Annotated in this window: 24 protein-coding genes; 20 read left to right on the top strand and 4 right to left on the bottom strand. The window is 63.6% G+C overall.

The genetic code is table 11. The features are described 5' to 3' along the window. The first annotated feature begins 1 nt into the window (after nt 1). The 14 genes from AABB87_RS03830 to AABB87_RS03765 all read left to right on the top strand — a co-directional run bounded on the left by AABB87_RS03830 (nt 2) and on the right by AABB87_RS03765 (nt 14,699). Nucleotides 2-553 carry a MarR family winged helix-turn-helix transcriptional regulator gene (locus AABB87_RS03830; protein ID WP_341970272.1) on the top strand — a complete coding sequence of 184 codons (552 nt, stop codon included), beginning with the start codon at nt 2-4 and terminating at the stop codon, nt 551-553. A gap of 11 nt (nt 554-564) precedes the next feature. After that, nucleotides 565-1,416, top strand: coding sequence for an enoyl-CoA hydratase family protein (locus AABB87_RS03825; protein WP_341970271.1), 852 nt, complete (start codon nt 565-567; stop codon nt 1,414-1,416). A gap of 3 nt (nt 1,417-1,419) precedes the next feature. Then, nucleotides 1,420-2,574 carry an acyl-CoA dehydrogenase family protein gene (locus AABB87_RS03820; RefSeq protein WP_341969929.1) on the top strand — a complete coding sequence of 385 codons (1,155 nt, stop codon included), beginning with the start codon at nt 1,420-1,422 and terminating at the stop codon, nt 2,572-2,574. A 475-nt stretch (nt 2,575-3,049) separates the two neighbouring features. Next, nucleotides 3,050-4,690 carry a benzoate-CoA ligase family protein gene (locus AABB87_RS03815; RefSeq protein WP_341969928.1) on the top strand — a complete coding sequence of 547 codons (1,641 nt, stop codon included), beginning with the start codon at nt 3,050-3,052 and terminating at the stop codon, nt 4,688-4,690. Between the two features lie 59 nt (nt 4,691-4,749). After that, complete coding sequence (locus tag AABB87_RS03810) at nt 4,750-5,943, top strand: ABC transporter substrate-binding protein (RefSeq protein ID WP_445944833.1); 1,194 nt, start codon at nt 4,750-4,752, stop codon at nt 5,941-5,943. A gap of 321 nt (nt 5,944-6,264) precedes the next feature. Then, a complete protein-coding gene (locus AABB87_RS03805; RefSeq protein WP_341969926.1) occupies nt 6,265-7,185 on the top strand; it encodes a branched-chain amino acid ABC transporter permease in 921 nt (306 codons plus the stop codon). A 5-nt stretch (nt 7,186-7,190) separates the two neighbouring features. Further along, nucleotides 7,191-8,147, top strand: a complete 957-nt coding sequence (locus tag AABB87_RS03800; protein ID WP_341969924.1) for a branched-chain amino acid ABC transporter permease — start codon at nt 7,191-7,193, stop codon at nt 8,145-8,147. After that, nucleotides 8,144-8,914: an ABC transporter ATP-binding protein gene (locus AABB87_RS03795; RefSeq protein ID WP_341969923.1), complete on the top strand. Its 771-nt coding sequence runs from the start codon at nt 8,144-8,146 to the stop codon at nt 8,912-8,914. The genes AABB87_RS03800 and AABB87_RS03795 overlap by 4 nt, the downstream gene beginning before the upstream one ends. Then, on the top strand, nt 8,911-9,621 hold the full coding sequence (locus AABB87_RS03790; RefSeq protein WP_442952177.1) for an ABC transporter ATP-binding protein: 711 nt from the start codon (nt 8,911-8,913) through the stop codon (nt 9,619-9,621). Before AABB87_RS03795 ends, AABB87_RS03790 begins: the two co-directional genes overlap by 4 nt. 5 nt (nt 9,622-9,626) lie before the next feature. After that, the gene (locus AABB87_RS03785) at nt 9,627-10,055 is read left to right on the top strand and encodes an acyl-CoA thioesterase (RefSeq protein ID WP_058722230.1); all 429 of its coding nucleotides are present in this window, start codon (nt 9,627-9,629) and stop codon (nt 10,053-10,055) included. Next, entirely contained in the window at nt 10,052-10,477 is a 426-nt protein-coding gene (locus AABB87_RS03780; RefSeq protein WP_341969921.1) for a RidA family protein, read from the top strand. The genes AABB87_RS03785 and AABB87_RS03780 overlap by 4 nt, the downstream gene beginning before the upstream one ends. Before the next feature lie 29 nt (nt 10,478-10,506). After that, nucleotides 10,507-11,682, top strand: coding sequence for an acyl-CoA dehydrogenase (locus AABB87_RS03775; RefSeq protein ID WP_058720043.1), 1,176 nt, complete (start codon nt 10,507-10,509; stop codon nt 11,680-11,682). A gap of 222 nt (nt 11,683-11,904) precedes the next feature. Next, nucleotides 11,905-12,957, top strand: coding sequence for an ABC transporter substrate-binding protein (locus tag AABB87_RS03770; RefSeq protein WP_341969919.1), 1,053 nt, complete (start codon nt 11,905-11,907; stop codon nt 12,955-12,957). After that, nucleotides 12,954-14,699 (top strand): diguanylate cyclase domain-containing protein, encoded by a 1,746-nt coding sequence (locus tag AABB87_RS03765; protein WP_341969918.1) that lies wholly within the window; start codon nt 12,954-12,956, stop codon nt 14,697-14,699. Before AABB87_RS03770 ends, AABB87_RS03765 begins: the two co-directional genes overlap by 4 nt. 100 nt (nt 14,700-14,799) lie before the next feature. On the opposite strand, the gene AABB87_RS03760 is transcribed toward AABB87_RS03765, so the two are convergent. After that, on the bottom strand, nt 14,800-15,141 hold the full coding sequence (locus AABB87_RS03760; protein ID WP_341969916.1) for a DUF6172 family protein: 342 nt from the start codon (nt 15,139-15,141) through the stop codon (nt 14,800-14,802). A 243-nt stretch (nt 15,142-15,384) separates the two neighbouring features. Here AABB87_RS03760 and AABB87_RS03755 point away from each other — a divergent pair, with 243 nt between their 5' ends. Next, a complete protein-coding gene (locus tag AABB87_RS03755) occupies nt 15,385-16,695 on the top strand; it encodes an MATE family efflux transporter (RefSeq protein ID WP_341970267.1) in 1,311 nt (436 codons plus the stop codon). 29 nt (nt 16,696-16,724) lie between these two features. Here the strand turns inward: AABB87_RS03755 and AABB87_RS03750 are convergent, their stop codons facing one another. Together AABB87_RS03750 and AABB87_RS03745 are read right to left on the bottom strand one after the other, a co-directional pair. Next, nucleotides 16,725-17,297 carry a GGDEF domain-containing protein gene (locus AABB87_RS03750; RefSeq protein WP_341969915.1) on the bottom strand — a complete coding sequence of 191 codons (573 nt, stop codon included), beginning with the start codon at nt 17,295-17,297 and terminating at the stop codon, nt 16,725-16,727. Between the two features lie 120 nt (nt 17,298-17,417). Next, entirely contained in the window at nt 17,418-18,278 is an 861-nt protein-coding gene (locus AABB87_RS03745; protein WP_341969913.1) for a LysR substrate-binding domain-containing protein, read from the bottom strand. 151 nt (nt 18,279-18,429) lie between these two features. Between AABB87_RS03745 and AABB87_RS03740 the strand changes: the two genes are divergently transcribed. The 5 genes from AABB87_RS03740 to phnX all read left to right on the top strand — a co-directional run bounded on the left by AABB87_RS03740 (nt 18,430) and on the right by phnX (nt 24,549). Beyond that, entirely contained in the window at nt 18,430-19,440 is a 1,011-nt protein-coding gene (locus AABB87_RS03740; RefSeq protein WP_341970265.1) for a putative 2-aminoethylphosphonate ABC transporter substrate-binding protein, read from the top strand. Between the two features lie 217 nt (nt 19,441-19,657). Next, entirely contained in the window at nt 19,658-20,761 is a 1,104-nt protein-coding gene (locus AABB87_RS03735) for an ABC transporter ATP-binding protein (RefSeq protein ID WP_341969911.1), read from the top strand. Then, nucleotides 20,758-22,485 (top strand): putative 2-aminoethylphosphonate ABC transporter permease subunit, encoded by a 1,728-nt coding sequence (locus tag AABB87_RS03730; RefSeq protein WP_445944829.1) that lies wholly within the window; start codon nt 20,758-20,760, stop codon nt 22,483-22,485. Before AABB87_RS03735 ends, AABB87_RS03730 begins: the two co-directional genes overlap by 4 nt. A gap of 115 nt (nt 22,486-22,600) precedes the next feature. Then, entirely contained in the window at nt 22,601-23,722 is a 1,122-nt protein-coding gene (locus AABB87_RS03725; protein ID WP_341969909.1) for a TIGR03364 family FAD-dependent oxidoreductase, read from the top strand. Between the two features lie 17 nt (nt 23,723-23,739). Further along, nucleotides 23,740-24,549: a phosphonoacetaldehyde hydrolase gene (phnX, locus tag AABB87_RS03720; RefSeq protein ID WP_341969907.1), complete on the top strand. Its 810-nt coding sequence runs from the start codon at nt 23,740-23,742 to the stop codon at nt 24,547-24,549. Nucleotides 24,550-24,584: 35 nt separating this feature from the next. Here the strand turns inward: phnX and AABB87_RS03715 are convergent, their stop codons facing one another. Next, on the bottom strand, nt 24,585-26,582 hold the full coding sequence (locus tag AABB87_RS03715; RefSeq protein ID WP_341969906.1) for a glucokinase: 1,998 nt from the start codon (nt 26,580-26,582) through the stop codon (nt 24,585-24,587). Between the last annotated feature and the right edge of the window lie 205 nt (nt 26,583-26,787).

The following is a 26,787-nucleotide window of genomic DNA, read 5'->3' as shown; positions in this document are numbered from 1 at the left end:
CGTGGCAGCCACCGAGACGCCCGATCTGGAGTCGCGCCTGCAGGGGCAGGATCATCAAACCCATCAAGCCCTCAGGCTTTGGTTGCGCATGCTCAGTTGCACTACCCGAGTCGAGGCGGTGATCCGCAAGCGCTTGGCGCAAGACTTTGCGACCACCTTGCCGCGCTTTGACTTGCTGGCGCAACTGGAGCGTCACCCGCAGGGCCTGAGCATGCGCGAGCTGTCGCAGCGCCTGATGGTGACCGGCGGCAATATCACCGGCATCACCGATCAGTTGGAGGCCGAAGGCCTGGTGTTGCGCGCCCCGCACCCCAGCGACCGGCGCAGCTTTTCCGTCAAACTCACGCCGCAGGGCCGGCGCCAGTTCAAGCGCATGGCCAGCACCCATGAGCAATGGGTGCTGGAATTGTTGGGCGGCTGGAATGCCGAGCAGCAAGCGCAAGTACACGGCTTGCTGGCCGAATTGAAAACACATTTGGGCGCGTTAGACGCTGCGGGGCAAGACCTGACCCCGCCAAAACCACGCGCCAAGGACAGGACGAGCAAGCGATGAGCGACACACCAATGAAGAAGCCGATGGACAGCCACCTCCTGGCCGGCAACCAGCGCAGCCTGCAAGGCTTCGCGGCCCAACATTTCGCCTGGGAGCAGCGCGGCATGGTGGGTGTGATCACCCTGAACCGGCCCGAGCGCAAGAATCCGCTCACCTTCGAGAGCTATGCCGAGCTGCGCGATCTGTTTCGCACGCTGAGCTATGTGGACGAGGTGCGTGCCATCGTCGTGCAGGGCGCCGGCGAGAACTTTTGCTCCGGCGGCGATGTGCATGAAATCATCGGTCCGCTGACCCAGATGAGCATGCCCGATTTGCTAGCCTTCACCCGCATGACGGGTGATTTGGTCAAGGCCATGCGGGCTTGCCCGCAGCCTGTCATCTCGGCCATTGATGGCGTTTGCGCAGGCGCCGGCGCCATCATCGCCATGGCCTCAGATCTGCGCGTGGGCACCGCCCGCAGTAAGACCGCGTTTTTGTTCAGCCGCGTCGGCCTGGCCGGTTGCGATATGGGCGCGTGCAGCCTCTTGCCGCGCATCATCGGCCAGGGCCGCGCTTCTGATTTGCTCTACAGCGGCCGCAATTTGGGCGGCGACGAGGCCTTGACGTGGGGCTTTCTGAACCGCCTGGTCGAACCCGCAGAGGTCTTGAGTAACGCCGTGGCCTGGGCCGAACAAATTGCCGGCGGCCCCAGCTTTGGCCATGCCATGACGAAGAAGATGCTGCATCAGGAATGGGCCATGGGCGTGGACGAGGCCATCGAGTCCGAAGCGCAGGCACAGGCCATCTGCATGATGACCCAGGACTTTCAGCGCGCCTATCACGCCTTCGTCGCCAAGCAGCGGCCGGCATTCAAGGGAGATTGAGCCATGCCCCATCTCAAACATCTGGAATGGCCATTCTTCGACGCGCGTCACCGTGAATTGGCGGCCGAGTTGGATGCGTGGTGTGGCGCCCATCTGCACGCCGGCCACGCGGCGGATGTGGATGCTGAGTGCCAGTCATTGGTCAAACAGCTGGGCGCCGCCGGTTGGCTGCGTCACGCGATTGCCGGCCAGGCCTTGGGTGGCGCAGCCGAGGTGATCGACACCCGCGCCATCTGCTTGCTGCGCGAGACCCTGGCCCGCCACAACGGCCTGGCCGACTTTGCCTTTGCCATGCAAGGCCTGGGTTCAGGTGCAATTTCGCTGGCCGGCAGCGCCGCGCAGCGGGAGCGTTATCTGCCTCGGGTGGCCCGCGGTGAAGTGTTGGCGGCCTTTGCCTTGTCGGAGCCCGAGGCGGGCTCTGACGTGGCGGCGATGCAATGCAGTGCGGTGGAAGACGGCGACTGCTATGTGCTGAACGGCGAGAAAACCTGGATCTCCAACGGCGGCATCGCGGGTTTTTACACCGTGTTCGCACGCACGGGTGAAGCTCCCGGCTCGCGCGGCATCAGTGCTTTCATCGTCGATGCCGACACGCCTGGCTTTGAGATTGCCGAGCGTATTCAGGTGATCGCACCGCACCCGCTGGCGCGCCTGCGCTTTGTGAATTGCCGGGTGCCCAAGAGCCAGCTGATTGGCGCGGCGGGCGAGGGCTTCAAGATCGCGATGCGCACGCTCGATGTGTTCCGCACCTCGGTGGCCGCCGCCGCCCTGGGCTTTGCGCGCCGGGCCTTGCAAGAGGGTTTGGCGCAAGCCAAGAACCGGGCTATGTTTGGTGCGCGCTTGGCAGATTTGCCGCTGACACAGGCCAAGCTGGCCACCATGGCTTGCACAGTGGATAGCTCGGCACTGCTGGTTTACCGTGCCGCCTGGCAGCGTGACCAGGGCCAGAACGTGACGCGCGAAGCGGCCATGGCCAAGCTGATGGCTACTGAGGGCGCACAGCAGGTGATTGACGCCGCCGTGCAGATTTTTGGCGGCCGGGGCGTGCGCAGCGGCGAGATGGTGGAGCAGCTCTACCGCGAGATTCGCGCTTTGCGGATCTACGAAGGGGCCAGCGAGGTGCAGCAGCTCATCATCGGGCGGGATTTGTTGCGATGAGGTGCGGCCGGTTTTCGTGCGAACGGCTTGTGGGGCGGCCCAGCGGGGAGTTCGCCCCCGCGAGCGACCTACTTTCTTGGACGCCCAAGAAAGTAGGCAAAGAAGCCGCCCCTGCTGCATGGCCCCTGCGGGGTTCGCTGTGGTGCTCAGGTTTTCTGGGCTCGCGCAGAACTCGCTTTGTTCGCTACGCTCACTACGCTCAAACAGCTGCGCGAAGTCAGTCCTTGAAGTCGCTTCGCGACGCCCAGAAAACCTTCCGCTCCTCGCCCATGCAGAAGGGGGGATGCAGGCCACGGCTCGCTACGCGTCGCCTCGGTCAGCAGCCGACATGGCGTTCAGCGCGAAGCGCTGATGCCCATCGAGGCGATGTGAAGCGAGCCGTGGCGGCCGCCGGGACGCAATCCCGGCTGGGCCTCACCAACTTAGCAAAGCTCGCCCAAGTCAACGCCACCCACTGTTCTGAGGGGCCTCAGCCATGACCTACACCGCCCACCTCGACACCTTCGCCCGCGAGCACTTGCCGCCCCCCGAGCAATGGCCCGAACTGATCTTCGAGCTGCCCGAGCTGAAGTTCCCCGAACGCCTGAACTGCGCCAGCGAATTGCTGGACCGCTGGGTGAGCGAAGGCCAGGGCGAGCGACTGTGCTTGCAAGGGGATCGTGGTGAGCGCTGGACTTACGCCGATCTGCAGGCCAAGGCCAACCGCATCGCCCATGTGCTGGTGCAAGACATGGGGCTGGTGCCTGGCAACCGGGTGCTGCTGCGCGGCGCCAATACGCCGCAGCTGGCGGCCTGCTGGTTTGCGGTGCAAAAGGCCGGCGGCATTGCGGTGGCAACCATGCCCATGTTGCGTGGCGGTGAGCTCAGCCAAGTGATTCAAAAAGCCGAGGTCAGCCATGCCCTGTGCGACGCACGCCTGATCGATGACTTGCGCGCGGCGCAAGCGCAATGCCCGACGCTGCGCGAGATCCGGCTGTTCAACTGCAGCAGCGCCGATGGGGCGGACAACTTGGAAGCTATCGCCGCCACCAAGCCCGCCGAATTCAGCAATGTGGACACCGCCGCCGATGATTGCTGCCTGATCGCCTTCACCTCCGGCACTACCGGCAAGCCCAAGGGTTGCATGCACTTCCATCGCGATGTGATGGCGATCTGCCGCTGCTGGCCGCCGCATGTACTGAAACCCCAGGCGGACGATATCTTCATCGGTAGCCCGCCCTTGGCCTTCACCTTTGGCCTGGGTGGCTTGCTACTCTTCCCGATGACGGTGGGGGCCTCTGCCGTGCTGCTGGAAAAGGCCACGCCGGACGCCTTGTTGCCCGCCATTGCCAAGTACCGCGCCACCGTGTGCTTCACCGCGCCCACCTCTTACCGGGTGATGGCGCCGCAACTGCCTCAGCACGACGTCAGCAGCTTGCGCAAATGTGTCAGCGCCGGTGAGGCGCTGCCGGCGGCCACCCGGGCCTTGTGGAAGGACGCCAGCGGCATCGAGCTGATCGACGGCATCGGCGCCACCGAGCTGCTGCACATCTTCATCTCGCACGACGAGTCCACGGCCAAGCCCGGTGCTACCGGCAAGCCGGTGCCGGGCTACCGGGCTTGCGTGTTGGATGATGAGGGTCAGGTCTTGCCTGCGGGCCAAATCGGCCGCTTGGCGATCAAGGGGCCGACGGGCTGTCGCTACCTGGCCGACCCGCGCCAAGCTAACTATGTGCTCAAGGGTTGGAACCTGACGGGGGACGCGTATTTGGTGGACGATGAGGGTTACTTCGTCTACCAGTCGCGCACCGATGACATGATCATCTCCGGGGGCTACAACATCGCCGGGCCGGAGGTGGAAGCAGCCCTCTTATTGCACCCGGCCGTGGCGGAATGCGGAGTGGTGGGGCAGGCAGATGAAGCGCGGGGGCAGATCGTCAAAGCCTTTGTGGTCTTGCGGCCAGGTCAGTCGGCCAGCGCCGAGATGGTCAAGACCTTGCAGGACTTTGTGAAGGCGCAACTGGCGCCTTACAAATACCCGCGCGCCATTGAGTTCACCAGCCAACTGCCACGCACCGAAACGGGCAAATTGCAGCGCTTTCGCTTGCGCAGCGATGCGGCGGTGAAGTCGTCCTGAACCAGATCCTCGGCCGGTAGGCCCGCGTGATCCCTATTCCATTCAAGGAGAGCTCGATGATGAAGTTGGCAGCAAAGAACAATCAGCGTTTGAACCTCAGCCTGTTGGCGCTCTGCATGGCGCTGGGCGCCAATCAGGCCCAGGCGGCTGACAAGGTCAAGGTCGGCTTGCTCAGCACCTTGTCGGGCCCGGGCGCCGGCTTGGGCGTGGACATTCGCGATGGCTTTGCGCTGGCGCTCAAGCACAGCGGCGGCAAGTTCGGCGGCCTGCCTGTTGAGCTGATCACGGCCGATGACCAGCAGAACCCCGAAGTCGCCAAGCAGACCTCGGACCGCCTGATCAAGCGCGACAAGGTCGACTTCATGACCGGCATCGTGTTCTCCAACTTGATGCTGGCTGTAGGCCCCAGCGTCTTCGCCAGCAAGACGCCTTACATCAGCGCCAATGCCGGCCCCTCGCAATACGCGGGGGAGCAGTGCAACCCATTCTTCTTCAATGTGGCCTGGCAGAACGACAACGTCCACGAAGCCATTGGCAAGACCATGACGGACAAAGGCTTCAAAAAGGTGGTGATCCTGGCGCCTAACTACCCGGCGGGCAAGGACGCAGCGGCTGGCTTCAAGCGCTTCTACAAGGGCGAGGTGGTGGAAGAGATCTTCACCAAGCTCGGCCAGCTGGACTACGCCGCCGAACTGGCGCAAGCCCGTGCGGCCAAGCCCGACAGCATGTACATCTTCCTGCCTGGCGGCATGGGCATCAATTTCATCAAGCAATTTGTGGGTGCGGGCTTGTCCAAGGACATCACCTTGTTCGGCCCCGGCACTTCGGCTGACGAGGATGTGATCAAGGCCGTGGGCGAGCCCATGCTGGGCATGTTCAACAGCTCTCAATGGGCGCATGACATGGATAACGCCGGCAACAAAAAGTTTGTGGCCGACTTCCAGAAAGACTACGGCCGTCTGCCATCGATGTTCGCCGCCCAAGGCTACGATGCCGCCTTGCTGATGGACGCCGCGGTGCGTGATGTCAAAGGCAAGATCGAAGACAAGCCGGCGCTCCTGAAGGCCTTGAAGGCCGCCAAGTTCAACTCCATCCGCGGCGGCTTCAAGTTCAATAACAACCAGTTCCCGATTCAGGACTACTACCTGCGCGTGATCACCAAGGACGCGCAAGGCCGGGTCACCAACAAGACTCTGGGCAAGATCTTCAGCAATCATGCGGACGCGTACGCGGCATCTTGCAAGATGCAGTGAGAGTAAGGGCTTGGCGCGCCAGCCCGCTGGCCAAGGGGAGCAGGCGGGCTCTGGCGCGAAGTCAAGGCGGAGGCCGCGGCCGCAGGCCGTGGCCGGGGGACATGAGCGGCAGCGCCCGCCTGTTCCCCTGAGTTCGAGTCAGAGATGGTGCGGAGTGGCGTGCCTGCTTGATTGTTTGCCTACTTCGCGCCGCTCATGTCCCCCGGCTCAGGCCTGCGGCCTTCGCCTCCTCCTTGACTTCGCTATGCGAAGCAGCCAAACAAGCGGCATCGCTGTGCATGCTGCGAAAGCAGCAAGCGATCTTCAATTGAATAGGACGCAATGGACTGGATCTTGATCACCGAGCAGGCCCTCAATGGCCTGCAGTTTGGCCTGATGTTGTTCCTGCTGGCTGCCGGCCTGACGCTGGTGTTCGGCATCATGGACATGATCAATCTGGCCCATGGCTCGCTCTACATGGTGGGCGCCTATTTGGCTGCGGCCACGGCGCAGGCCACTGGCTCTTTTGCGCTCGCGGTGCTGGCGGCGCTGGTGGGCACGGCGTTGTTTGGCATGTTGCTGGAGTTGACGCTTTTGCGCCGGCTCTATCAGCGCGATCACCTATCCCAGGTCTTGGCCACTTTCGCCTTGATCCTGATCTGCAATGAAGGCGTGCGCATGATCTGGGGCGAACAGCCCATGATGCTCAACACGCCGGCGGCCTTGTCTGGCCCGGTGGAGTTGCTGCCTGGCTTGCTGTACCCGGCCTATCGCCTGCTCATCATCGGCGTTGGCTTGGCGGTGGCTTTGCTGCTGTTTGTGTTGGTGACGCGTACCCGCATTGGCATGTGGGTGAGGGCGGGTGCATCGAACCGGCCCATGGCCATGGCCATGGGTGTCAATACCGGCCGCTTGTTCACCCTGGTTTTTGGCTTTGGCGCGGCGCTGTGTGCCTTGGCGGGCTCGCTGCTGGGGCCTTTGCTGGCGGTGCAGGTGGGCATGGGTGAGAGCATTCTGATCCTGGCCTTTGTGGTGATCGTCATCGGCGGCATCGGTTCCATCCGCGGTGCGCTGGTGGGGGCTTTGGCTGTTGGCCTGGTGGATACCTGCAGCCGTGCCTTGTTGCCGGCCTTGCTGCGCCAGGTGGCGTCGCCCGAGGTTGCCAGCAATTTGGGCCCGGCACTGGCGTCCATCCTGATCTATGTGCTGATGGCCGCGGTCTTGTTCTGGAAACCGGCGGGCTTGTTCCCGGCGCGGGGATGAGCGCCATGAGTCAATCGCTTCATCATCGCGGCCTGGGTGTCTGGGCGTATGGCCTTCTGCTCTTGCTCGCCGCTTTGCCGCCCTTGCTCACCGCCTTGGGCATGGAGTTCTACCTGGGCGTGATGAGCCGGGTGCTGATTTTCGCCATCGCTGCTTCCAGCTTGAACCTGATCTTGGGATTCGGCGGCATGGTCAGCTTTGGCCATGCGGCTTTTGTGGGCCTGGGCGCTTACACGGTAGGCATCTTGGCCGAGGCTGGCGTGGTGCAAGCCTGGGTCGCCTGGCCGCTGGCCATGGCGGTCAGCGCGCTGGCGGCGGCTTTGATCGGCGCCATCAGTCTGCGCACCCGGGGCGTGTACTTCATCATGATTACCCTGGCATTCGCCCAGATGTTTTATTACCTCATGGTCTCGCTGAAGGCTTATGGCGGCGAAGACGGCATGCCGCTGCCGCAGCGCTCCCTGGCCCCAGGCTTGGATCTGCAAAACGATGCGCAGTTTTACTGGCTGATCCTGGCCTTGGGCGCACTGGTGATGGCCGCCCTGCAGCGCTGGGTCAATTCGCCCTTCGGCCAACTCTTGCAAGGCATCAAGGAGAACGAACAGCGCATGGCCGCCGTTGGCAGCCCGGTGTTTGCCGTGCAGTGGCAGGCCTTTGTGTTGGCGGGGGCCTTGGCGGGCTTGGCGGGAGCGTTGCTGGCCAATCTGAACGGCCTGGTCACGCCGCATATGCTGCATTGGTCGCAGTCGGGGCAGTTGCTCATCATGCTGATCCTCGGCGGCGCCGGGGCTTTGTGGGGCGGGGTTTTGGGCGCGGCGGTCTTGTTGCTGCTGGAAGAAGTGCTTTCTGGCTACACCTTGCACTGGCAGATGGTGCTGGGGCTCTTGCTCCTGCTGGTGGTTTTGTTTGCGCCCAAGGGCCTGGCCGGCAGCTTCGCTCGGCTGCGGAGGGAAAAGAAATGACTGACGCGCAGCCGCTGCTGAAGGTGGAAGGCTTGATCAAGCGCTTCGGTGCTTTGGCAGCCACCGACCACGCCAGCTTCGAGGTCAAGGCCGGCGAGGTGCATGCCTTGATCGGCCCCAATGGTGCGGGAAAAACCACCTTGATTCATCAAATCTCGGGGGCGCTCAAGCCCGATGCTGGGCGCATTCTTTTTGCAGGGCAAGACTTGACCCTCATGCCCATGGCCGCGCGGGTGCGGGCCGGGCTGGTGCGCTCTTATCAGATCACCAGCATCTTCAAAAGCTTCAGCGTGCTGGACAACCTCTGCTTAGCCGTTCAGGCGCGCCGGCCCGGCTGGCCCAGTTTGTGGCGCAAGGCTGCAGCTGACGCGGCCCTGCGCGCCGAGGCCCAGGACTTGCTGGTGCGCATCGGCCTGGCCGCGCAGGCGCAGCGCCAAGCCGGCGCCCTTGGACACGGCGAGCAGCGGCAGCTGGAATTGGGCCTGGCCCTGGCGGCACGGCCGCGCTTGCTTTTGCTGGACGAGCCCATGGCCGGCATGGGGCCCGACGAATCGGAGCGCATGGTCGTGCTGCTGCAATCGTTGCGGCAAGAGGTGACCCTGCTGCTGGTGGAGCACGATATGGACGCGGTGTTCCGTCTGGCGGATCGCATCTCTACCCTGGTGTTCGGGCGGGTCATTGCCAGCGGCACACCGGATGAGATTCGCGCTCATCCCGAGGTCAAAAAAGCCTATCTGGGCGATGAAGAGATGGAGGCGGCGCTGTGAGCAGCTTGCTGGAAGTCAGCGGCCTGGAGGCCGCCTACGGTAGCAGCCAGGTTTTGTTCGGCCTGGATTTGTCCGTGCAGGCCGGCGAGGTGGTGACGCTGCTGGGTCGCAACGGCATGGGCAAAAGCACCACGCTGCGTTGCCTGACCGGCTGGATGAAGCCTCAGGCCGGGCAGATCCGCTTTTGCGGTGAAGTCATCAATGGCTGGTCGGCCGACCGCATCGCGCGCTTAGGCCTGGCCATCGTGCCAGAAGGCCGGCAGGTGTTTCCCAATCTTTCGGTGCGTGAGCATTTGCAGGCTTTTGCGGCCAATCGCAGTGGCGCAGCTGAACCTTGGGGGGTGGAGCGGGTGTTCGAGTTGTTCCCGCGCCTGCGCGAGCGCGCTTCGAATATGGGCAATCAGCTCTCGGGCGGTGAGCAGCAAATGCTGGCCATCGGCCGGGCCTTGGTGACCAATCCGCGCCTGATGATTCTCGATGAGGCCACCGAAGGCCTGGCGCCGCTGATCCGCGAAGAAATCTGGCGCTGCTTGCAGGTTTTGCGTGAAGCCGGGCAGACAATTCTGGTGGTGGATAAATACGTCAAGCGCCTGATTCGCCTGGCGGACCGCCATCACATTCTGGAGCGTGGGCAAATGGTGTGGCAGGGGGACTCGGCCGCACTGGATGCCGACCACGCCCTGTGGCACCGATACCTTGGAGTTTGACGCTGGTGACTAACTTTGTTTTTGAGCGGCGTGAGTTGGTGCGCTTCGGTCATTGCGACCCGGCCGGCATCGTCTTCTACCCGCGCTACTTTGAAATGCTCAATGCCTTGGTGGAAGACTGGTTCACCCAAGGCTTGCAGGTGGACTATGCGCAACTGTTGGGCCCGCGCCGAGTCGGCATGCCCAGCGTGCATTTGAGCGCGGACTTTCAGCGCGTCAGCCGCATGGGCGACTGGCTGACGCAGCGCATTCAAATCGTCAAATTGGGCCGCACCTCGCTGAGCCTGGCGATTGAATTCGCGGGCACCGATGGCCTGCGGGTACGCTTCGCGCAGGTGCTGGTCTGCACCTCCTTGCTGACCCACAAACCCACCCCCTTTCCCGATGATTTGCGCGAGGCATTGAGCCGCGCGCTAGGAGCAGTAAACACATGACAACAAACACGCACAAACAAGTCTTGCAACCGGCAGGTTGGGCTGCGCCGCGTGGCTATGCCAATGGCGTGGTGGCCAGCGGGCGGCAAATTTTCGTGGCCGGCCAAATCGGCTGGAATGCCGCTTGCCAGTTCGAGAGCGATGACTTCATTGCGCAGGTGCGCCAGGCCTTGCTGAACATCCGTGCCGTGCTGGCCGAGGCCGGCGCCTTGCCCGCGCACATCACCCGCATGACCTGGTATGTGATCGACAAGCGCGAGTACCTGGCGCGCGGCCGCGAGCTGGGCCAGGTCTACCGCGAGGTTTTGGGCAGCGACTACCAAATCGCCATGAGCGCGGTGCAGGTGGTGGCGCTGATGGAGGATCGCGCCAAAGTGGAAATCGAGGTCACGGCGGTGGCGCCGGCGCTAGCCGCGGCCTGAATTACGATGCAGATTCTTGGAGACAAAAAATGAGCAAAGCTTCTTTTCACTGGGACGACCCGCTGCTCTTGAATGAGCAGCTGAGCGATGACGAACGCATGATCCGCGATGCCGCGGCTGCTTATTGCCAGGAACGCCTGGCGCCGCGCGTGCTGGAGGCCTTCCGCCATGAGCGCACCGATCTGGCCATCTTCCGCGAGATGGGCGAGATCGGCCTGCTGGGCCCCACCATCGCGCCCGAATACGGCGGCCCCGGCCTCAACTATGTGGCCTACGGTCTGATCGCCCGTGAGGTGGAGCGGGTGGATTCCGGCTACCGCTCCATGATGAGCGTGCAAAGCTCGCTGGTGATGGTGCCGATCAACGACTTCGGCAACGAAGCGACCAAGCAGAAGTATTTGCCCAAGCTGGCCACGGGTGAATGGATTGGGTGCTTCGGTCTGACCGAACCCAATCATGGCTCCGACCCCGGCTCCATGGTCACGCGGGCCAAGAAGGTGGCGGGCGGCTACAGCCTCACTGGCAGCAAGATGTGGATCACCAACAGCCCGGTGGCCGATGTGTTTGTGGTCTGGGCCAAGGACGATGAAGGCGCCATCCGCGGCTTCGTGCTGGAAAAGGGCTGGAAGGGCCTGAGCGCCCCGGCCATCCACGGTAAGGTGGGCTTGCGTGCCTCCATCACCGGCGAAATCGTCATGGACGAGGTGTTCTGCCCCGAGGAAAACGCCTTCCCCGAGGTGCGCGGCTTGAAAGGCCCGTTCACCTGCCTGAATAGCGCCCGCTACGGCATCGCTTGGGGCGCGCTGGGTGCGGCGGAAGACTGCTGGCACAAGGCTCGCCAGTACACCCTGGACCGCAAGCAATTCGGCAAGCCCCTGGCTGCGAACCAGTTGGTGCAGAAGAAGCTGGCCGATATGCAGACCGAGATCACCCTGGGCCTGCAGGGCTGCTTGCGCCTGGGTCGCATGAAGGACGAAGGCACGGCCGCGGTGGAGATCACCTCCATCATGAAGCGCAATAGCTGCGGCAAGAGCCTGGACATCGCCCGCACCGCTCGGGACATGCTGGGTGGCAATGGCATCAGCGACGAGTTCGGCATTGCCCGCCATCTGGTCAACCTGGAAGTGGTCAATACCTACGAAGGCACCCACGACATCCATGCCTTGATTCTGGGCCGTGCCATGACGGGGATCGCCGCGTTTTGAGCGACTAAGGCCCCCTTTGGCCTGCCGAATTGCAGGTCAGGGAGGCCCTTGCATGGACTGACGTGCTTTTTGTGTGTGCAAAAAGTATCGAATTTTGTTTTTGCGCTCTGCCGATGCGGTGAAATACCCTTGGCAGCGCGGAAGATCAGAGCTTCGACCTCTGGAAGGGCTCTCAAGACTCACTTGAGGCCTGGCCGCACCGCAAATTTGTGAATTCAGCTCATGTGGCAGCGTCGTAGTTTTTGTGGAGTTCTTGGCGCCTCGGCTTTGTCTGGGGTGGCGTCCGCATGGGCCGGGGACAAAAAACGTCTGCGTGTGCTGGCATGGCCTGGCTATGTCGATCCTGAGGCCATGCGAAGCTTTGAGCGCCGCAGCGGCGTGCAGGTTGCGCTGACGGTGATCGATTCCGATGTCGACTTGTGGCAAAAGATGAATGCCAACAAGGGGCGGGACTACGATGTGTTTGCCGTCAATACGGCGGAACTCAGACGTTATCGGCGCCAAAGCTTGGTGCAGCCCATCAGCCCTGACCTGATCCCGAATCTTGCGCGGCAACTCCCCCGATTTCGGCAGGCCAATGCCCTGCCTAGCCTAGGCGCCAACGGCGCGTTTTTCGGCGTGCCCTTCGCTTATGCGGAAATGGGTCTCATCTATGACCGTAGCCAGGTTCAGCGCGCGCCAGATTCCATCGCTGACCTGTGGGATGCGCGTTACCGCGGCCGCGTCATTGCCTATAACGGCGGCACCCATAACTTCAGCTTGGCCGCGCTGCGCTTAGGGCTGGGCAATCCCTTTACCTTGAGTACGGCGAATTGGGCGCCGGCGGTTGAGCAATTGATCGCCTTGCGCCGCAATGCGGGCGGCTTCTATACCCAGCCGGATGAGTCGGTGGCGCTGTTCAAGCGTCGCCAAGCCGCCCTGATGTTCGCCAACTTCGGTCGCCAGCAGTTGCTGGAGTTGCAAGAGGCCGGCGTGGATGCGGCCTATGTGATTCCGAAGGAGGGCGCCCTGGCTTGGCTGGACTGTTGGGTCGTTGGCGCGGGGGCCTCAGACAGCAAGCTTGCGCATGCCTGGATCAACCATATGCTGGAAGACGAAACCAGCCGCATGCTGGGCAGCAGCCAAGGCTTGGGCAGCGCCATGATGGCGTCCAAGGACTATCGGGCGGATGACAAGCTCTTGTGGCTGGAGCCGGTGGAAAGCGAAGAGCGGCGCAACCAGCTGTGGGCGCGCATCATTTCGGGTGATCGCTTGGCCAAGGTGTTGGAGCCATGAAAGTCTGGGCTCAAGGCATCGCCGTCAAACTGGGCCTGCTGCTGGCCGCCGTGGGCGTGTTAGCCGCGGGCCTGACCGGCTTTTATGCCTATGAGGCCAGCCGCGATATGTTGGTCAACACGGCCAAGCAGGAGCTGCTGACATCAACCCGGGTGCTATCACGCCGCATCGCGGTGAGCCGGGAGGAAATCAGCCGCCACCTTTTGGTGATGAGCAGCCACCCGGCCGCCGTGCAGGCCTTGCTCAAGCCGGGTGACTTGGCGGCGGCAGATCAAGTGGCCACTTTGTTCGCGCAGTTCATGGGCGCCAACCCGGCTTACTTTCAACTGCGCCTGATCTCGGCCCATGACTACGGCCTGGAGCGGGTGCGGGTGGACCGGCGAGACGGCAGCTTGCAGCGTGTGCAGGGCCCTGATTTGCAGGAAAAGGGCCACTACGACTATGTGGCCGACACCTTGAAGCTCGCCGCTGGCGAGACCTATTTGTCACGCATCAGCATCAATCACGAGCGCGGAGCCAATGCCGGTCAGGATAAGCCCACTTTGCAGCTGGCCATGCCAGTGCGGGTGGCTGGCAATGCCGACAACAACGCAGCCGCTGCCTTAGGCCTGGTGGTGGTGAATCTAGACCTGAACGGCATGTTCTCCATGCTCAAAGCCGACTTGCCTCCCAGCTACCAAGTCTTTTTGGCCAACGGCGAGGGTGACATCTTGATTCACCCGGACGCGCAAAAAACCTTTGGTTTTGATCGCGGCCAGCGTCAATTGATTCAAGATGAAATGCCCAGGCTGACCGAGTTAATCTCAGATGCCAGCACCCAGGCGGTGTTCGAGGCCAGTGAGGGCGCGCATGCGCTGGAGCCCATCGTTGCGGCCTTCATCGTCCAGGATATTCGGGTCCGTTCCAGTGATGGGCGAATGGTTCTGGGCCTGGCCCAGCCGCTGGATGATGTGCTGGGCCGGACCCGGGAGCTGGCGCTGACCACACTCCAGATCGTGGCGGTGCTGTGCCTGCTCTGCCTGCTGCTGGCGATCGGCCTGGCGCGTGCCTTCACCCGCCCGATCAATGCGGTCAGCGCCGCCGCGCAGCGCTTTGCCTTAGGACTGCCGGCGGGTGCTTTGCCCTTGACCCGCAAAGATGAGATCGGCAGCCTGGCGCGCAACTTTGCGCAGATGCAAGAGCAGATCAAGGAGCAACTGGCCGATTTGATGCGCAAGCAAGAGGCCTTGGAGCACCTGGCTCAGCATGACATGCTGACCGGCCTGCCCAATCGGCGTTTGCTGGAAGACCGGCTCGACACCGCCTGCGCACATGCCCGGCGGCATGGTGGGCGGGTCTGCGTGCTCTTCATCGACCTGGATCGTTTCAAGCAGCTGAACGATCGCTTCGGCCATGATGCCGGCGACGCGGTCTTGAAGATCGTGGCCGGGCGCTTGCTCGGAATGATGCGCGAGGCTGACACCGTGGCGCGCCTGGGCGGTGATGAGTTTGTGGTGCTGCTGGACTCGCAGACCCAGATGGAGCATGTGGCAGCCATCGCGGAAAAGCTGCTGGCTTGCCTGACCGCGCCCATCGCCTACGAAGGGCATCAGCTGCAATTGGGTGCCAGCATCGGCATCGGCCGCTTCCCGGAGGACGGCCAGACCCGTGCGGAGATCATGGCCAAGGCCGACAAGGCCATGTACGAGGCCAAGGCCGTGGGGCAGGGCGGGGTGAGGTTCTATTCCCCCAGCCAAGTCTGAGTGGCTAGACCGGGCCTGGGCCTGTATTCATTGCCTGCAAGGGCATGATCCCCAACTGCCCAACTGCCCAACTGCCCAACTGCCCAACTGCCGGTCTGAATCAGTCGTCCAGCGCGTCGTCCGCTTCGCCGCCGTTGCGCGGGATCAGGGTAGGAGCTTGGCGCGGGCGGCGCTGGGCCGGCTTGGCCGTCAACGCGATATAGAAGGACGTGGCGCCGGTTTTGACAACGTCGTCAATGGCGGGGTTGATCTCGGCCGGATGGGTCACCTGGGCTGTGGCTTCGTCGGCGCCGATGTGGCAGTCAAAGTCCCAGATGTCAAAGCCTTTGGGCAGGGCCTTGCCTTGTTCGCGCTTGATGTATTTGCGGATCTCGAACTTGATTGCTTCGAGGAGGCGGTCGGGGTTTTTGCCTTCGATGCGCAGCTGATAAGTCTTTTTCAAGGCGAGCTTTCCAATAAGAGAGTAATGCGGGTAAGGGGCTGATTGTCCCCGCATTCCGGGTTTTGTGGCGAGGCGACTGCTTCGGCCGGGCTTCTCGTGGAGAATGCGCCCTCGATCTGTCACCCTTTCCATGCGCTTTGGCGCTTGTTGACCCGCGGCGTGCCGCCTGCCATGCCCCACCGAACGCCTCATCGGCCGACCCATCCCGCCCCGCGCCTTTTCCCCCTGGCTTGGCCCTTGTTCATGGAGCTTTGGCTGGGCATCGCCGTGGGCATGGTGTGTACGGCCTTGGCCGGGCGGGTGTCGGACGCAGCGGGCGGCGCCTTTGCGCTGGCCAATCAGCTCTCGGCCACTTTGTTCATTCTGTTTCGCATCATTGGCGCGGGCGTCAGCGTGGTGATCACGCAAAGCCTAGGCGCTGGGCAGCGCGCCGAAGCTGACCGGGTGGCACGGGCCGTGCTCGGTGCCGGTACTTGGATGGGTGTGCCCGTGTCCCTGGCTGCCTTGCTGTTTGCCGAGCCACTGCTGCGTTTGCTGCAGGCACCGGCGGAAGTATTGCCCTTGGCCACTGTCTTTTTGCAGTGTTTGGCACCCGCTATGTTGCTGGACGCTTGGCTGGCCTCGATGAGCAGTGTTTTGCGCGCGCATCTGCACAGCCGCGCGGCCCTGGCGGTGATCGTGCTGATGCAGTCCAGCCATCTGGCCCTGGCTGTGCCCTTGATGTCGGGCTGGGGGCCTGTGCCGGCGCTGGGCCTGCCTGGCTTTGCCCTGGCTTTGCTGATCAGCCGATTGCTGGGCCTGGGTTTGCTGCTGTGGCTGTGGCGGGCGCATCTGGGGCTGCGGCCGCAGTTGTCGGATTGGTGGCGCTTGCCGCGTGCACCGCTGGCGGCTGTGCTGCACATCGGCCTGCCGGCTGCGGCCGAGAACATCGCCTACCGCCTGAGCTTTTTGGTGACCGTGGGCGTGGCGGCGACGATGGGCGCAGCCGCCTTGGCCACCCAAGCCTATACCTTGCAGCTGATGTATGGCGTGCTGATGTTTGGCTTGGCCACGGGTTTTGCGGCCGAGATCGTGGTGGGCCACATGATCGGCGCAGGTAAATTGCACGAAGCGCATCGTCTGGTGCGCAAGGCCTTGGCGCGTGGCCTGGTGGTCAGCACATTGGTGGCGCTGGCGGCGGCCTTGAGCGGGCGCTGGTTGCTGGGTTTCTTCACTCAAGACGCGGCCATCATCGATCTGGGCGCGAGCTTGTTGTGGATCACCGTGCTGCTGGAGCCGGGCCGCACCTTCAACTTGGTGGTGATCAATGCCTTGCGGGCCACGGGCGATGCGCGCTACCCGGTGATGGCCGGGGCGGCCTCCATGGTGCTGGTCTTGGCCGGGGGCAGCTGGCTGCTGGGTTCTTACTTCGGCCTGGGTTTGCCGGGCTTGTGGATTGCTTACGCGGCGGATGAGTGGGTGCGAGGGCTGCTGATGTGGCGGCGCTGGGCCACCCTGGCGTGGGTGCCGCATGCCAGGGCGGTGCATAGCCGGCTGCGGGCCGCGCGGGGGTGAACCCCGTTCAGCCCGCTGCCAAAGCTGCTTTACAGGCTAGGCCAAGCCCCGGGTTGAATGTCCATGCGCGCATACCAGTCCGAGGGCAGGGTGCCGGCCCAGGTGTGGTTGTGGTGCGGCAGCAGGCGCTTCTTGGCGAAGGTCATGCGCGTATCGGCCAGCGAGAGCAGGCCGCGTGCGGTCCAGTTATTGCCAGCGGGGCTGGCGGCAACACCGAGTGAAATGGTCAGCGGCGTGGGGCTATCCAGTCCGGCCAATTCGGCTTGCACGGCCAGGCGCAAGGTTTCGGCGCATGCCAGGGCGGCGGCGATATCGCGGCCCGGCAACACCAGCACAAAGGCGTCGGCCCCCAGATGGGCCAAGGTGGCGCCGCTGGGCAACTGGGTTTGCAGGAATTTGGCCAGGTTCAGTAGCGTGGCTTCGGCCTGGGGCAGGCCTTTGGCGTCTTGGTAATCCTTGAAATGATCCACATCGATGGTCAGCACGGCCAGGGCTTGGGCATCGGCAATGGCTTTGCTCGCCGCCTGCTCCAGCGTACTCTGCAGGGCGGCGCGGTCCAACAGACCGCTCAGTTCAATCTTCTCGGCAACAAGCTTGGGCATCGAGGTCTCCGCTGAGAGTGTTTGTGTCCGTAGTATGCAGCTTGGCTGGCGGGAAATGGCGGCCTTGGCCTACTCCTTTTCCCGGCCTCTTTGGTCTTTGCGTCAAATCAAACGGGCGGATCATTGCGCCTGGCATTCGGCCAGAAAACTCGCGATCAGTCGGGCGTTGCGCCGGTCTTTCAGGCAGTACAGATATTCCGGCAGCACCGGCGTTGGCTCGACGAAGGGCCGGCTGCACAGCAGCGGGTGCGTGCTGACCTCGCTGCGGGCGAAGATGCTGACGCCCATCTGCCGCAGCACGGCTTCCCGCAAGGCTTCGCGGCTGGCGATTTCCATGCTGGCGCGGGGCTGCACGCCGGCCTCGCTGAGCATTTGCTCGCTCATCTGCCGGGTGGTTGAGCCGCGTTCACGTGTCAGCAGCATGCAGTCGGCCAGGGCCGCCAGCGGCACCGCGTCCATCTGGGTCAGCGGGTGCTGGACGTGTAGCAGCAACACCAGCGGGTCGGCACCCAATTCCATGCGGAACAGGCGTGGGTCGGTTTCTAGCTGGGAGGAGGTGGCCAGATCGACCTGGTACTCCAGCAAGGTGGCGATCATCTGCCGCGAGTTGCCGGCGGCCACGCTGATTTCCACCTGCGGGAAGCGCTGGTGATAGCGCTGCACGATGTCCAGCAAGTAGTAGGGCGCGGTGGCGCCCAGGCGCAGGCTGCCGTGCTGCGGCTCGCCGGCATTGCGCAGGGCGAATTCCACATCGATTTCTTGCTGCAGCAACTGGTCCACCAGGGGTAGCAGGCGCACGCCGGCATCGCTGATCACCAGGCGGCCGCTGCTGCGGTGAAACAGCTCGATGCCGTAATGCTCTTCCAGGGCGCGGATCTGCGTCGTCACCGTGGGTTGGCTCAGACCGAGCTGCTTGGCGGCCAGAGTGACGCTGCCCAGGCGGGCGACGATGAAAAAGGACTTGAGCTGAGTCACCAGCATGGCAAGACCCGCCGCCACAAGTTTGCCAATACCGGCTTTGTCATATTTGCGCCCGTTGACGCGGTGCTTTCATGTGCCATCTCTACAGTTTCGCCTATTCGTCCCCCTCACTACCGGAGTCAAGATGCGCAAACTGTTGATCAAGCCCCTGATGTTGACCGTGCTGAGCCTGCTGAGCTTGGCTGGCGGCACTGCCCAGGCCCAGGGCAAAACCGAGCTGCTGGTGTACTCGGCTCTGGAAGCTGACCAGATCAAGGCCTACAAGACCGCCTTCGAGCACGACAACCCCAGCATCGAGCTGAAGTTTGTGCGCGACAGCACCGGCATCATCACCGCCCGTCTGCTGGCCGAGAAGGCCAATCCACAAGCCGACGCGGTGTGGGGCCTGGCCGCCACTTCGCTGATGCTGCTGGACAAAGAGGGTCTGCTGCAGCCTTACGCCCCCAAGGGCCTGGCCCAGGTGCGCGCCAATATGCGTGACCCGCAAGCTCAGCCGACCTGGGTGGGCATGGACCTGTGGTCCTCGGCCGTCTGCTTCAACACCGTTGAAGCCGACAAGCGCAAGCTGCCCAAACCTGTTAGCTGGCAAGACCTGACCCTGCCGGCCTATAAGGGCACGATCACCATGCCCCATCCCGCCTCCAGCGGCACCGGGTTTTTGATGGTGTCGGCCTGGTTGCAAAGCATGGGCGAGGCCAAGGGCTGGGCCTTCATGGACGCGTTGCACCAAAACGTGGGTGTCTACACCCACAGCGGCTCCAAGCCTTGCCGCCAAGCCGGTGCGGGCGAATTCCCGGTCGGCCTGTCCTTCGACTACCGCGCCAACAAGACCAAGAAAGATGGCGCCCCCATCGACATCATCTTCCCCAAGGAAGGCCTGGGCTGGGATGTGGAAGCCACCGCCATCTTCAAGAGCAGCAAAAAGCAAGACGCCGCCAAGGCCTTGGCCGATTGGGCCGTGACCCGCAAGGCCAATGAGCTCTACGCCGCCAACTTCGCCGTGCTGGCCCTGCCGCAAGTGCAAGAGCGCCTGGAGTATGTGCCGGCCGACATCGAGAAGCTGCTGGTGAAGAACGACTTCGTCTGGGCCGCCAATAACCGCGAACGCATCCTGACCGAGTGGGCGCGCCGGTACGAAGCCAAGGCCGAACCGAAAAGGTAATGACCTGGGGTTGGACCTCGCTGTATTCAGCGAGCTCCGACCCCACTGACTGAGGATTTGGGGTTGGACCTGCTGTACCCAGCGAGCGCAGCCCCACTGACTGAAGACTTGGGGCTTGAACCTCGCAGTACCCACTGAGCTCAGCCCCCACCGACTGAATGAAGAGCTGGGCTTGGGCCTCGCTATACCCCGGCAATCTCGGACCCCTCTGACCCACATGCTCTCAATCAAACACATCAGCAAGCGCTACGGCGCGCAGCCCGTGCTGCGCGGCATTGCGTTGGACGTGGCCGCCGGCGAATTCATCAGCTTGCTGGGGCCTTCGGGCTGCGGCAAGACCACGCTCTTGCGCATCTTGTGCGGCATCGAGACGCCGGATACCGGCAGCATCAGCCTGGGCGGCCAAGACATCACCCAACAAGCCGCTTCGCAACGCCGCTTTGGCGTGGTGTTTCAGAGTTATGCCCTGTTCCCCAATTTGAGCGTGGCGCAGAACGTGGCCTACGGTTTGCAGGATTTGGCGCGGCGTGACCGTCAGGCCCGCGCGCTTGAGATGTTGGACCTGGTCGGCCTGGCCGAGCAGGCCAATAAATTCCCGGCCCAGCTGTCGGGCGGGCAGCAGCAGCGCGTCGCCTTGGCGCGGGCGCTGGCGCCAAAGCCAGCACTCTTGCTGCTGGACGAGCCGCTGTCGGCCCTGGATGCCCAGGTGCGCGTCGGCTTGCGCAGCGAGATCCGGCGCCTGCAAAAGCAGCTGGGCATCACCACCTTGATGGTGACGCATGACCAGGATGAGGCCTTGTCCATGTCTGACCGGGTGGTGCTGATGCATCAGGGCCAGGTCGAGCAGCAGGGCAGCCCGCAAGCGCTGTACGCGCGACCGGTCAGCCCGTTTGCGGCCGGTTTCGTTGGCCGCATGAATCTGTTGCAAGCCCTGGTGGTGGCGGCGGGCCGAGCGAGGGTGGGCACGCAGGAACTGCATTGCGACACCCATGAATTCAAGACCGGCAGCCCGGTGCTGCTGGGTTTGCGGCCTGAGGCGATTGCGCTGCGGCCTGCTGAGCTGCATGGTTCCGTGGGCATCGCCAGTGATGCCGTGAACACCTTACGTGGCAAGGTGCTGGAAACCGTTTTCCTCGGCCCTTGCACCCTGGTGCGTCTGCAGTGTGAGGCTTGCGGAGCGGACGGCGTGATCGAGGCCGAGTTGGCCACGCCGCGCGACGCCACGCTGCCCGCTTGGCTGCAGGGTCACGTCTTGCTGGACATTCCGGCGGCGGCGATTCATGCCCTGGCGCAACCCTTGTCGATGCGGCGGGCGGCATGAGTGGCGATGCGGTGGCAAAACTGAGTTTTGGGGCCGTGGCTGCAGCGCGAACGCCAGCGCGGACGGGCGGCTCGTTTGAGCGCCTGCTGCTGCGCGTGCTGCTGGCCGCCAGTTTGCTCAGCTTGCTGGTGGCCGTGGGCTTGCCGGTTGCCGCCCTGGGCGGCATGAGTTTCTTTGATGACAAAGGCCAGTTCAGCGGCCTGGCCAATCATCTGGCCTACCTCAGCAGCCCGAATGTGGGCCGCTCCTTGTTCAATAGCTTGTGGCTGTCTGTGCTGAGTGCGCTGATTTGCGTGAGCTTGGCCTATGGCTATGCCTTTGCCTTGACGCAGACCTGCATGCCAGGGCGGCGTTTCTTTCGCGCCGTGGCCTTGGTGCCGGTGCTGGCGCCCTCGCTGCTGATGGCCATCAGCCTGATTTATCTGTTCGGCAACCAGGGCTTGCTCAAAGGCTGGCTGCCGGGCTTGAGTGCTTACGGCCCTTTTGGCATCGTCACCGGCTCGGTGCTGTGGACATTCCCGCATGCTTTGCTGGTCTTGCTGACGGCACTGGCCAGCAGCGACGGTCGCTTGTACGAGGCCGCTGCTAGCCTGGGTGCCAGCCCCTGGCGGGTGTTCCGCACGGTGACGCTGCCGGCCAGCCGCTATGGCCTGGTGATGGCCTTCATGCTGGTGTTTGTGCTGGTGATCACCGACTTTGGCGTGCCCAAGGTGATTGGCGGCAATACGCAGGTGCTGGCCACCGACATCTACAAGCAGGTGATCGGTCAGCAAAAGCTGCAAATGGGCGCGGTGGTGGCCTTGGTGTTGCTGCTGCCAGCCCTGCTGGCCTTCTGGGTGGAGCAGCGCCTGCGCGCCTCGCAAAGCGCCAGCCTGGGCCTGCGCTCTGTGCCGTATTCGCCTAAGCCCGCGCCCTTGCTGGACCGCGCAATGCTGCTGTATTGCAGCTTGGTGGCCGGTGCACTGCTCTTGGTGATGGGCGTGGCGGTGTTTGCCTCACTGGCCACCTATTGGCCCTATCAGCTGCAGCCTTCGCTGCGTAACTACCAGTTTGATCTGATGGACGGCGGCGGTTGGGCCAGCTACTTCAATTCGCTCAAGCTGGCCTTGGGAACCGCGCTGCTGGGCACGGGCTTAAGTTTTTTGAGCGCCTATCTGGTGGAAAAGCCGCGCCAGTTTGCCGCCGCGCGCGGCTTGCTGGCCGGGCTGGCCGGCTTGCCAATGGCGGTACCGGGCTTGGCGCTTGGCCTGGGCTATATCTTGTTTTTCAACGCGGCCTGGAACCCCTTGCACTTCCTCTACGGTTCGCTGGGCCTGCTGGTGATCTGCACCACGGCGCACTTCTTTTCGGTGGCGCATCTGACCCAGCTAACGGCGCTGCGCTCGCTGGACCGCGAGTACGAACTGGTGGCTGAAAGCATGGGTGTGCCTTTCTGGAAGACCTTGTTGCGGGTGCATTTGCCGGTCAGCCTGCCGACGCTGGTGCAGGTGGCGGGCTACTTCTTCGTCAATGCGCTGACCACGGTCTCGGCGGTGGTGTTTTTGTATTCGCCCGAGACCACGCTGGCCTCGGTGGCCGTGCTGGCCATGGATGACGCGGGCGATATCGGACCGGCGGCCGCAATGGCGGTGCTGATCTTCGCAACTGCGGCCCTGGGCCGCCTGGTGTTGGCGGGCCTGGAGCGGCTGCTGATCAACAAGACGCAGCGCTGGCGGGCGCGCTGAATCGGCTGAACGAGCGGAGTGGGCAGGTCGGCATTTGCAGCTCGCCTGTCCCCCGAGGCTGCGCGCTTGACTTGCCGCCGCAGCCCAAACTTTTCTTTTGGAGTTGAGAACTGGAATGAGCAAGACATATGACTTACTGGTGGTCGGTGCCGGCATCGTTGGCCTGGCCCATGCCTATGCCGCCGCCAAGCGCGGGCTCAAGGTGGTGGTGCTGGAGCGGGATGCGGCCTGCATCGGCGCCTCGATCCGCAACTTCGGCTTTGTCACGGTGACCGGGCAAAAGGCCGGCGCCAGCTGGGCGCGTGCCATGCGCTCGCGCCAGGTTTGGGCGGATGTGGCACCACTGGCGGGCATTGAGGTGCAGCACCGCGGCCTGTATCTGGCCGCGCAAAGGCCCGAGGCGCAAGCCGTGCTGGAAGCCTTTATGCGCACCGAGATGGCACAGCAATGCGAGCTTCTGAGCGAAGCGGACGCCAGCGCGCGCGCGCCGGCGCTGCGCTTGGGAAATGGGTCGGGGCAGGTGCTCTACAGCCCGCATGAGTTGCGGGTCGAGTCGCGCGAGGCGATTCCGCTTTTGGCCCGCTGGTTGGCCAGCACTTACGGCGTTGAGTTCCGCTTTGGCGAAAGCGTGCTGGCGCTGCAGACGCCGCATGTGCAGAGCTCGCGGGGCCAGTACCGCGCCGAGCGGGTGGTGGTGTGCACGGGCGCCGAACTCCATGGCTTGTTTGCCGAGCGCTGGGTTCCGCATCAGCTGCGCCTCTGTCAGTTGCAAATGCTGCGGGTGCGGCCTGAAGCCGGCTTCAAGCTACCGGCCTCGGTGATGGGTGAGCTGAGCCTGGTGCGTTATGAGGGCTATTCCGAGCTGCCCGAGGCGCAAGCCCTGCGGGCGCGCTTGCAGGCGGAGGAGGGCGAGAGCCTGGCCCATGGCATCCACCTGATCGTGGTGCAAAGCGCTGACGGCAGCTTGGTGGTGGGGGACTCACATCACTACGGCCCGGTGCTGCCGCCTTTCGCTAACGAAGCGGTGGACGATTTGATCCTGCGCCATCTGCGTGAGGCCTTGCATCTGCGCGAAGCCCAGGTGATCGAGCGCTGGGTGGGCACCTATCCCTCCTCGGCCACCGAGCCTTGCCTGGTGGAGTCGCCTGATGCGCTGACCCGCGCCGTCACTATCAGCAGCGGCACCGGTGCCAGCACGGCATTTGGTTTGGCCGAAGAGGTTTTTGCGGCCTGGTAATTTTTGGAGCAAATGAGATGAGCAACAAACTACAAGCGGTGGTGTTCGACTGGGCCGGCACCATGCTGGACTACGGCAGCCAAGCGCCCATGGGCGCTTTTGTGCAGCTGTTTGCGCGCTATGGCGTGAACATCAGCATTGATGAAGCCCGCGTGCCCATGGGGTTGGCCAAGTGGGACCACATCCATGCCCTGGGTAATGCCCCGCGCATTGCCGCCGAATGGGCGCGCGTGCACGGCCGAGCTTTCAGCGATGCCGATTGCGACGAGCTCTACGAGGTCTTCACGCCCATGAATATGGCCAGCGTCAGCCAGCATGCCACGCTGATTCCGGGCGCGCTGGAGGTGGTGCAAGCCTTGCGCGAGCAGGGGCTCAAGATCGGCTCAACCACGGGCTACAACCGGCCCATCATGGAGGTGCTGGCGCCATTGGCGGCGGCCCAGGGCTATGAGCCCGACAACCTGGTCTGCGCGGGCGATATGCCCTCGGCAAGACCTGGCCCTCTGATGATGGTCAAGACCCTGGCCGATCTGGGCGTGTGGCCGCCGGCCAGCGTGGTGAAGGTGGATGACACGGTGCCCGGCTTGCAAGAGGGTCGTGCCATCGGCTGCTGGGTGGTGGGCCTGGCGGTGACCGGCAATACCTTGGGCTTGAGCGAAGCGCAGTGGCAGGCATTGACGGAGCATGAGCAAGCCGAATTGCGTGCCCGTGCCAGTGCTGAGCTGTACGCCGGCGGCGCCCATTTCGTCATCGACGGGGTGAGCCAATTGCCCGGCGTGCTGGCGCAGATTGCCGGCCTGGCGGCCGGTGGCGTCAAGCCAGCTTGATCCGCTTGATCAGCTGAATCAGGCGAATGGCCTGATCAGCGACTGTGCGAGGTCAGCTTGGCCAGCGGTGAGGCCAGGGTGACGCCCGGCGCGGTGCGCTGGGCGCGTGGGCTCTGGCCGGCGGGTCGTGCCGAGTCTTTCTCGTCCAGCGCATCCTGTGCCAGGCGCGAGAGCATTTCCACGCCCTCGGGGTTGCGGCGCATGGCCACACCGACGGCCAGGATGTCGATCACCAGCAGGTGCAAGATGCGGCTGATCATGGGCAGATGGGTGGCCACGTCTTCGACATGGTCCACGATCAAGGCCGCATCTGCCTTGCGTGCCAGCGGGGATTGGCTAGCCGTGATTGCCACCACATAGGCACCGCGCTCATGCGCTTTGTCGGCCACCTCCAGCAACTCCTGCAGGCGCCCGCCGTTGCTGATGATGACCACCACATCGCGCGGCTTGAGCACATTGACGGCCAGGGCTTGCAAGCGGGTGTCGGTGTAGGCCGCGCTGGACATGCCAAAGCGCAGGAACTTGAACTGCGCGTCCTGCGCCACCACGCCGTAATGGCCGACGGCGTAGAACTCGATATGGCCGGCGCCCAGCAGCAGGTCGATGGCGCGGTCGATCATCTCGCGGTTGAGCTGGCTGCGCACTTGCAAAATCGCCGAGGCGGTATTGCCCAGCACCTTGGCGCCCAGCTCCACCATCGAGTCATCCAGATTGACCTGGGTGTGGGTGACGGGCACGGTGCCGGTCAGGCCCGAGGCCAGGCGCAGCTTGAAGTCCGACAGGCCCTCGCAACCGAGCGAGCGGCAAAAGCGGATCACTGTGGGCTGGCTCACTTCTGCCGCGCGGGCGATCTCCACAATGGGTGCGCCCAGCACATCGCGCGGATGGGCCAGCACATGCTCGGCCACCCGCAATTCGGCCGGTGACAACTCGGCGCAGGCGCGCCGGATCTGGCCCAGAATCGCCGAGCCGGGCGTGGCCTCCAGGGTCTTCAACTGCGCTTGCAGAATCGCCGAGGCTCCCTTGAAGGTGGCGTGCTCGGCGGTGATCACAAAGGTGGGGATGGCGGCCACATAGTCGTGGAAGCGGCCCTTGTCTTCGAAGCGGGCGCGGAACAAGGACTTGTCGAAATACTCGCCCAAGCGCGGCACGATGCCGCCACCGATATAGACGCCGCCCATCGCGCCCAAGGTCACCGCCAGATTGGATGCGGCCGTGCCCAGCAGGGCGCAAAACACATCCAGGGTTTCAGCGCACAGCGGATCCTGGTGGTCCAGGGCGCGTTGGGTGATTTCGGGGGCTTGCAAATCTTCTGCCGCCACGCCGCCATGCTCGGCCAGGGCGCGGTAAATCAACTCGATGCCGGGGCCCGACAACAAGCGCTCGAAAGAGACATGCTCGAACTGCCGCCAAGCGTGGCGCAGGATGGCGATTTCACGCTCGTCACGTGGGGCGAAATTGGTGTGGCCGCCTTCGGTGCCCAGGGCGATCCAGCCTTCCGCCGCCGGGATCAGGCCTGACACGCCCAGGCCCGAGCCTGAGCCCAGCAGGCCGATCACGCTGGGCATGCGGGCCTCGCCGCCGCCGATCTGGCGCACATCGGCCGGGCCCAGCTTGGGCAGGGCCATGGCCAGGGCGGTGAAGTCATTCACCACCACCAGGGTTTCCAGACCCAGGCGCTGGCGCATTTCCTCGATGGAAAACTGCCAGTGGTAATTGGTCATGCGCACCTGGTCGCCTTCGACCGGATAGGCGATGGCGATGGCCGCATGCAAGATGCCGTGCTGGCTTTGGCTTCCACTCGTAGCACTCTGGCCATTCGAGCTATTCGAGTTATTTGGGCCATTTGCGCCAATCGGCGCCAGGTCACTCAGATAGGCGCTGATCGCCGCGTGGAAGTCGGCAAAGTCGGCGCAACGCAAGGAGGCAATCTGGCTGAAATGGCCGGGTGCTTGCTCCACCGCGAAGCGCGCATAGGTGCCGCCGATATCGGCAATCAAGCGTGGGCTGTCAAAGTTTGACTTGAGCGACATGTCTGTGTCTGGCGATGGGCACGAGGTGGAAAAAGAGAGCAAGCCCGGGCAGGCTTGATCGCGTGGCGCTGCATTATGCGGCGCGCTTGTGGCGGCCCTTCCGCCTAGTTAAGCCTGCGGCCAAGCTTGCCACGGCCTTGGCATGGCCCGCAAGTGCTATCCGGCACCTGGGTGATGTAGCTTGACTACAGTTGTGCTTGGCGAC

Origin of the sequence: Roseateles sp. PN1, from assembly GCF_038419725.1 — a bacterium.
Classification (GTDB): Bacteria; Pseudomonadota; Gammaproteobacteria; order Burkholderiales; family Burkholderiaceae_C; genus Paucibacter_A.
The sequence above is the reverse complement of the archived record's forward strand: the minus strand, read 5'-3'. Positions and strand labels throughout refer to the sequence as shown.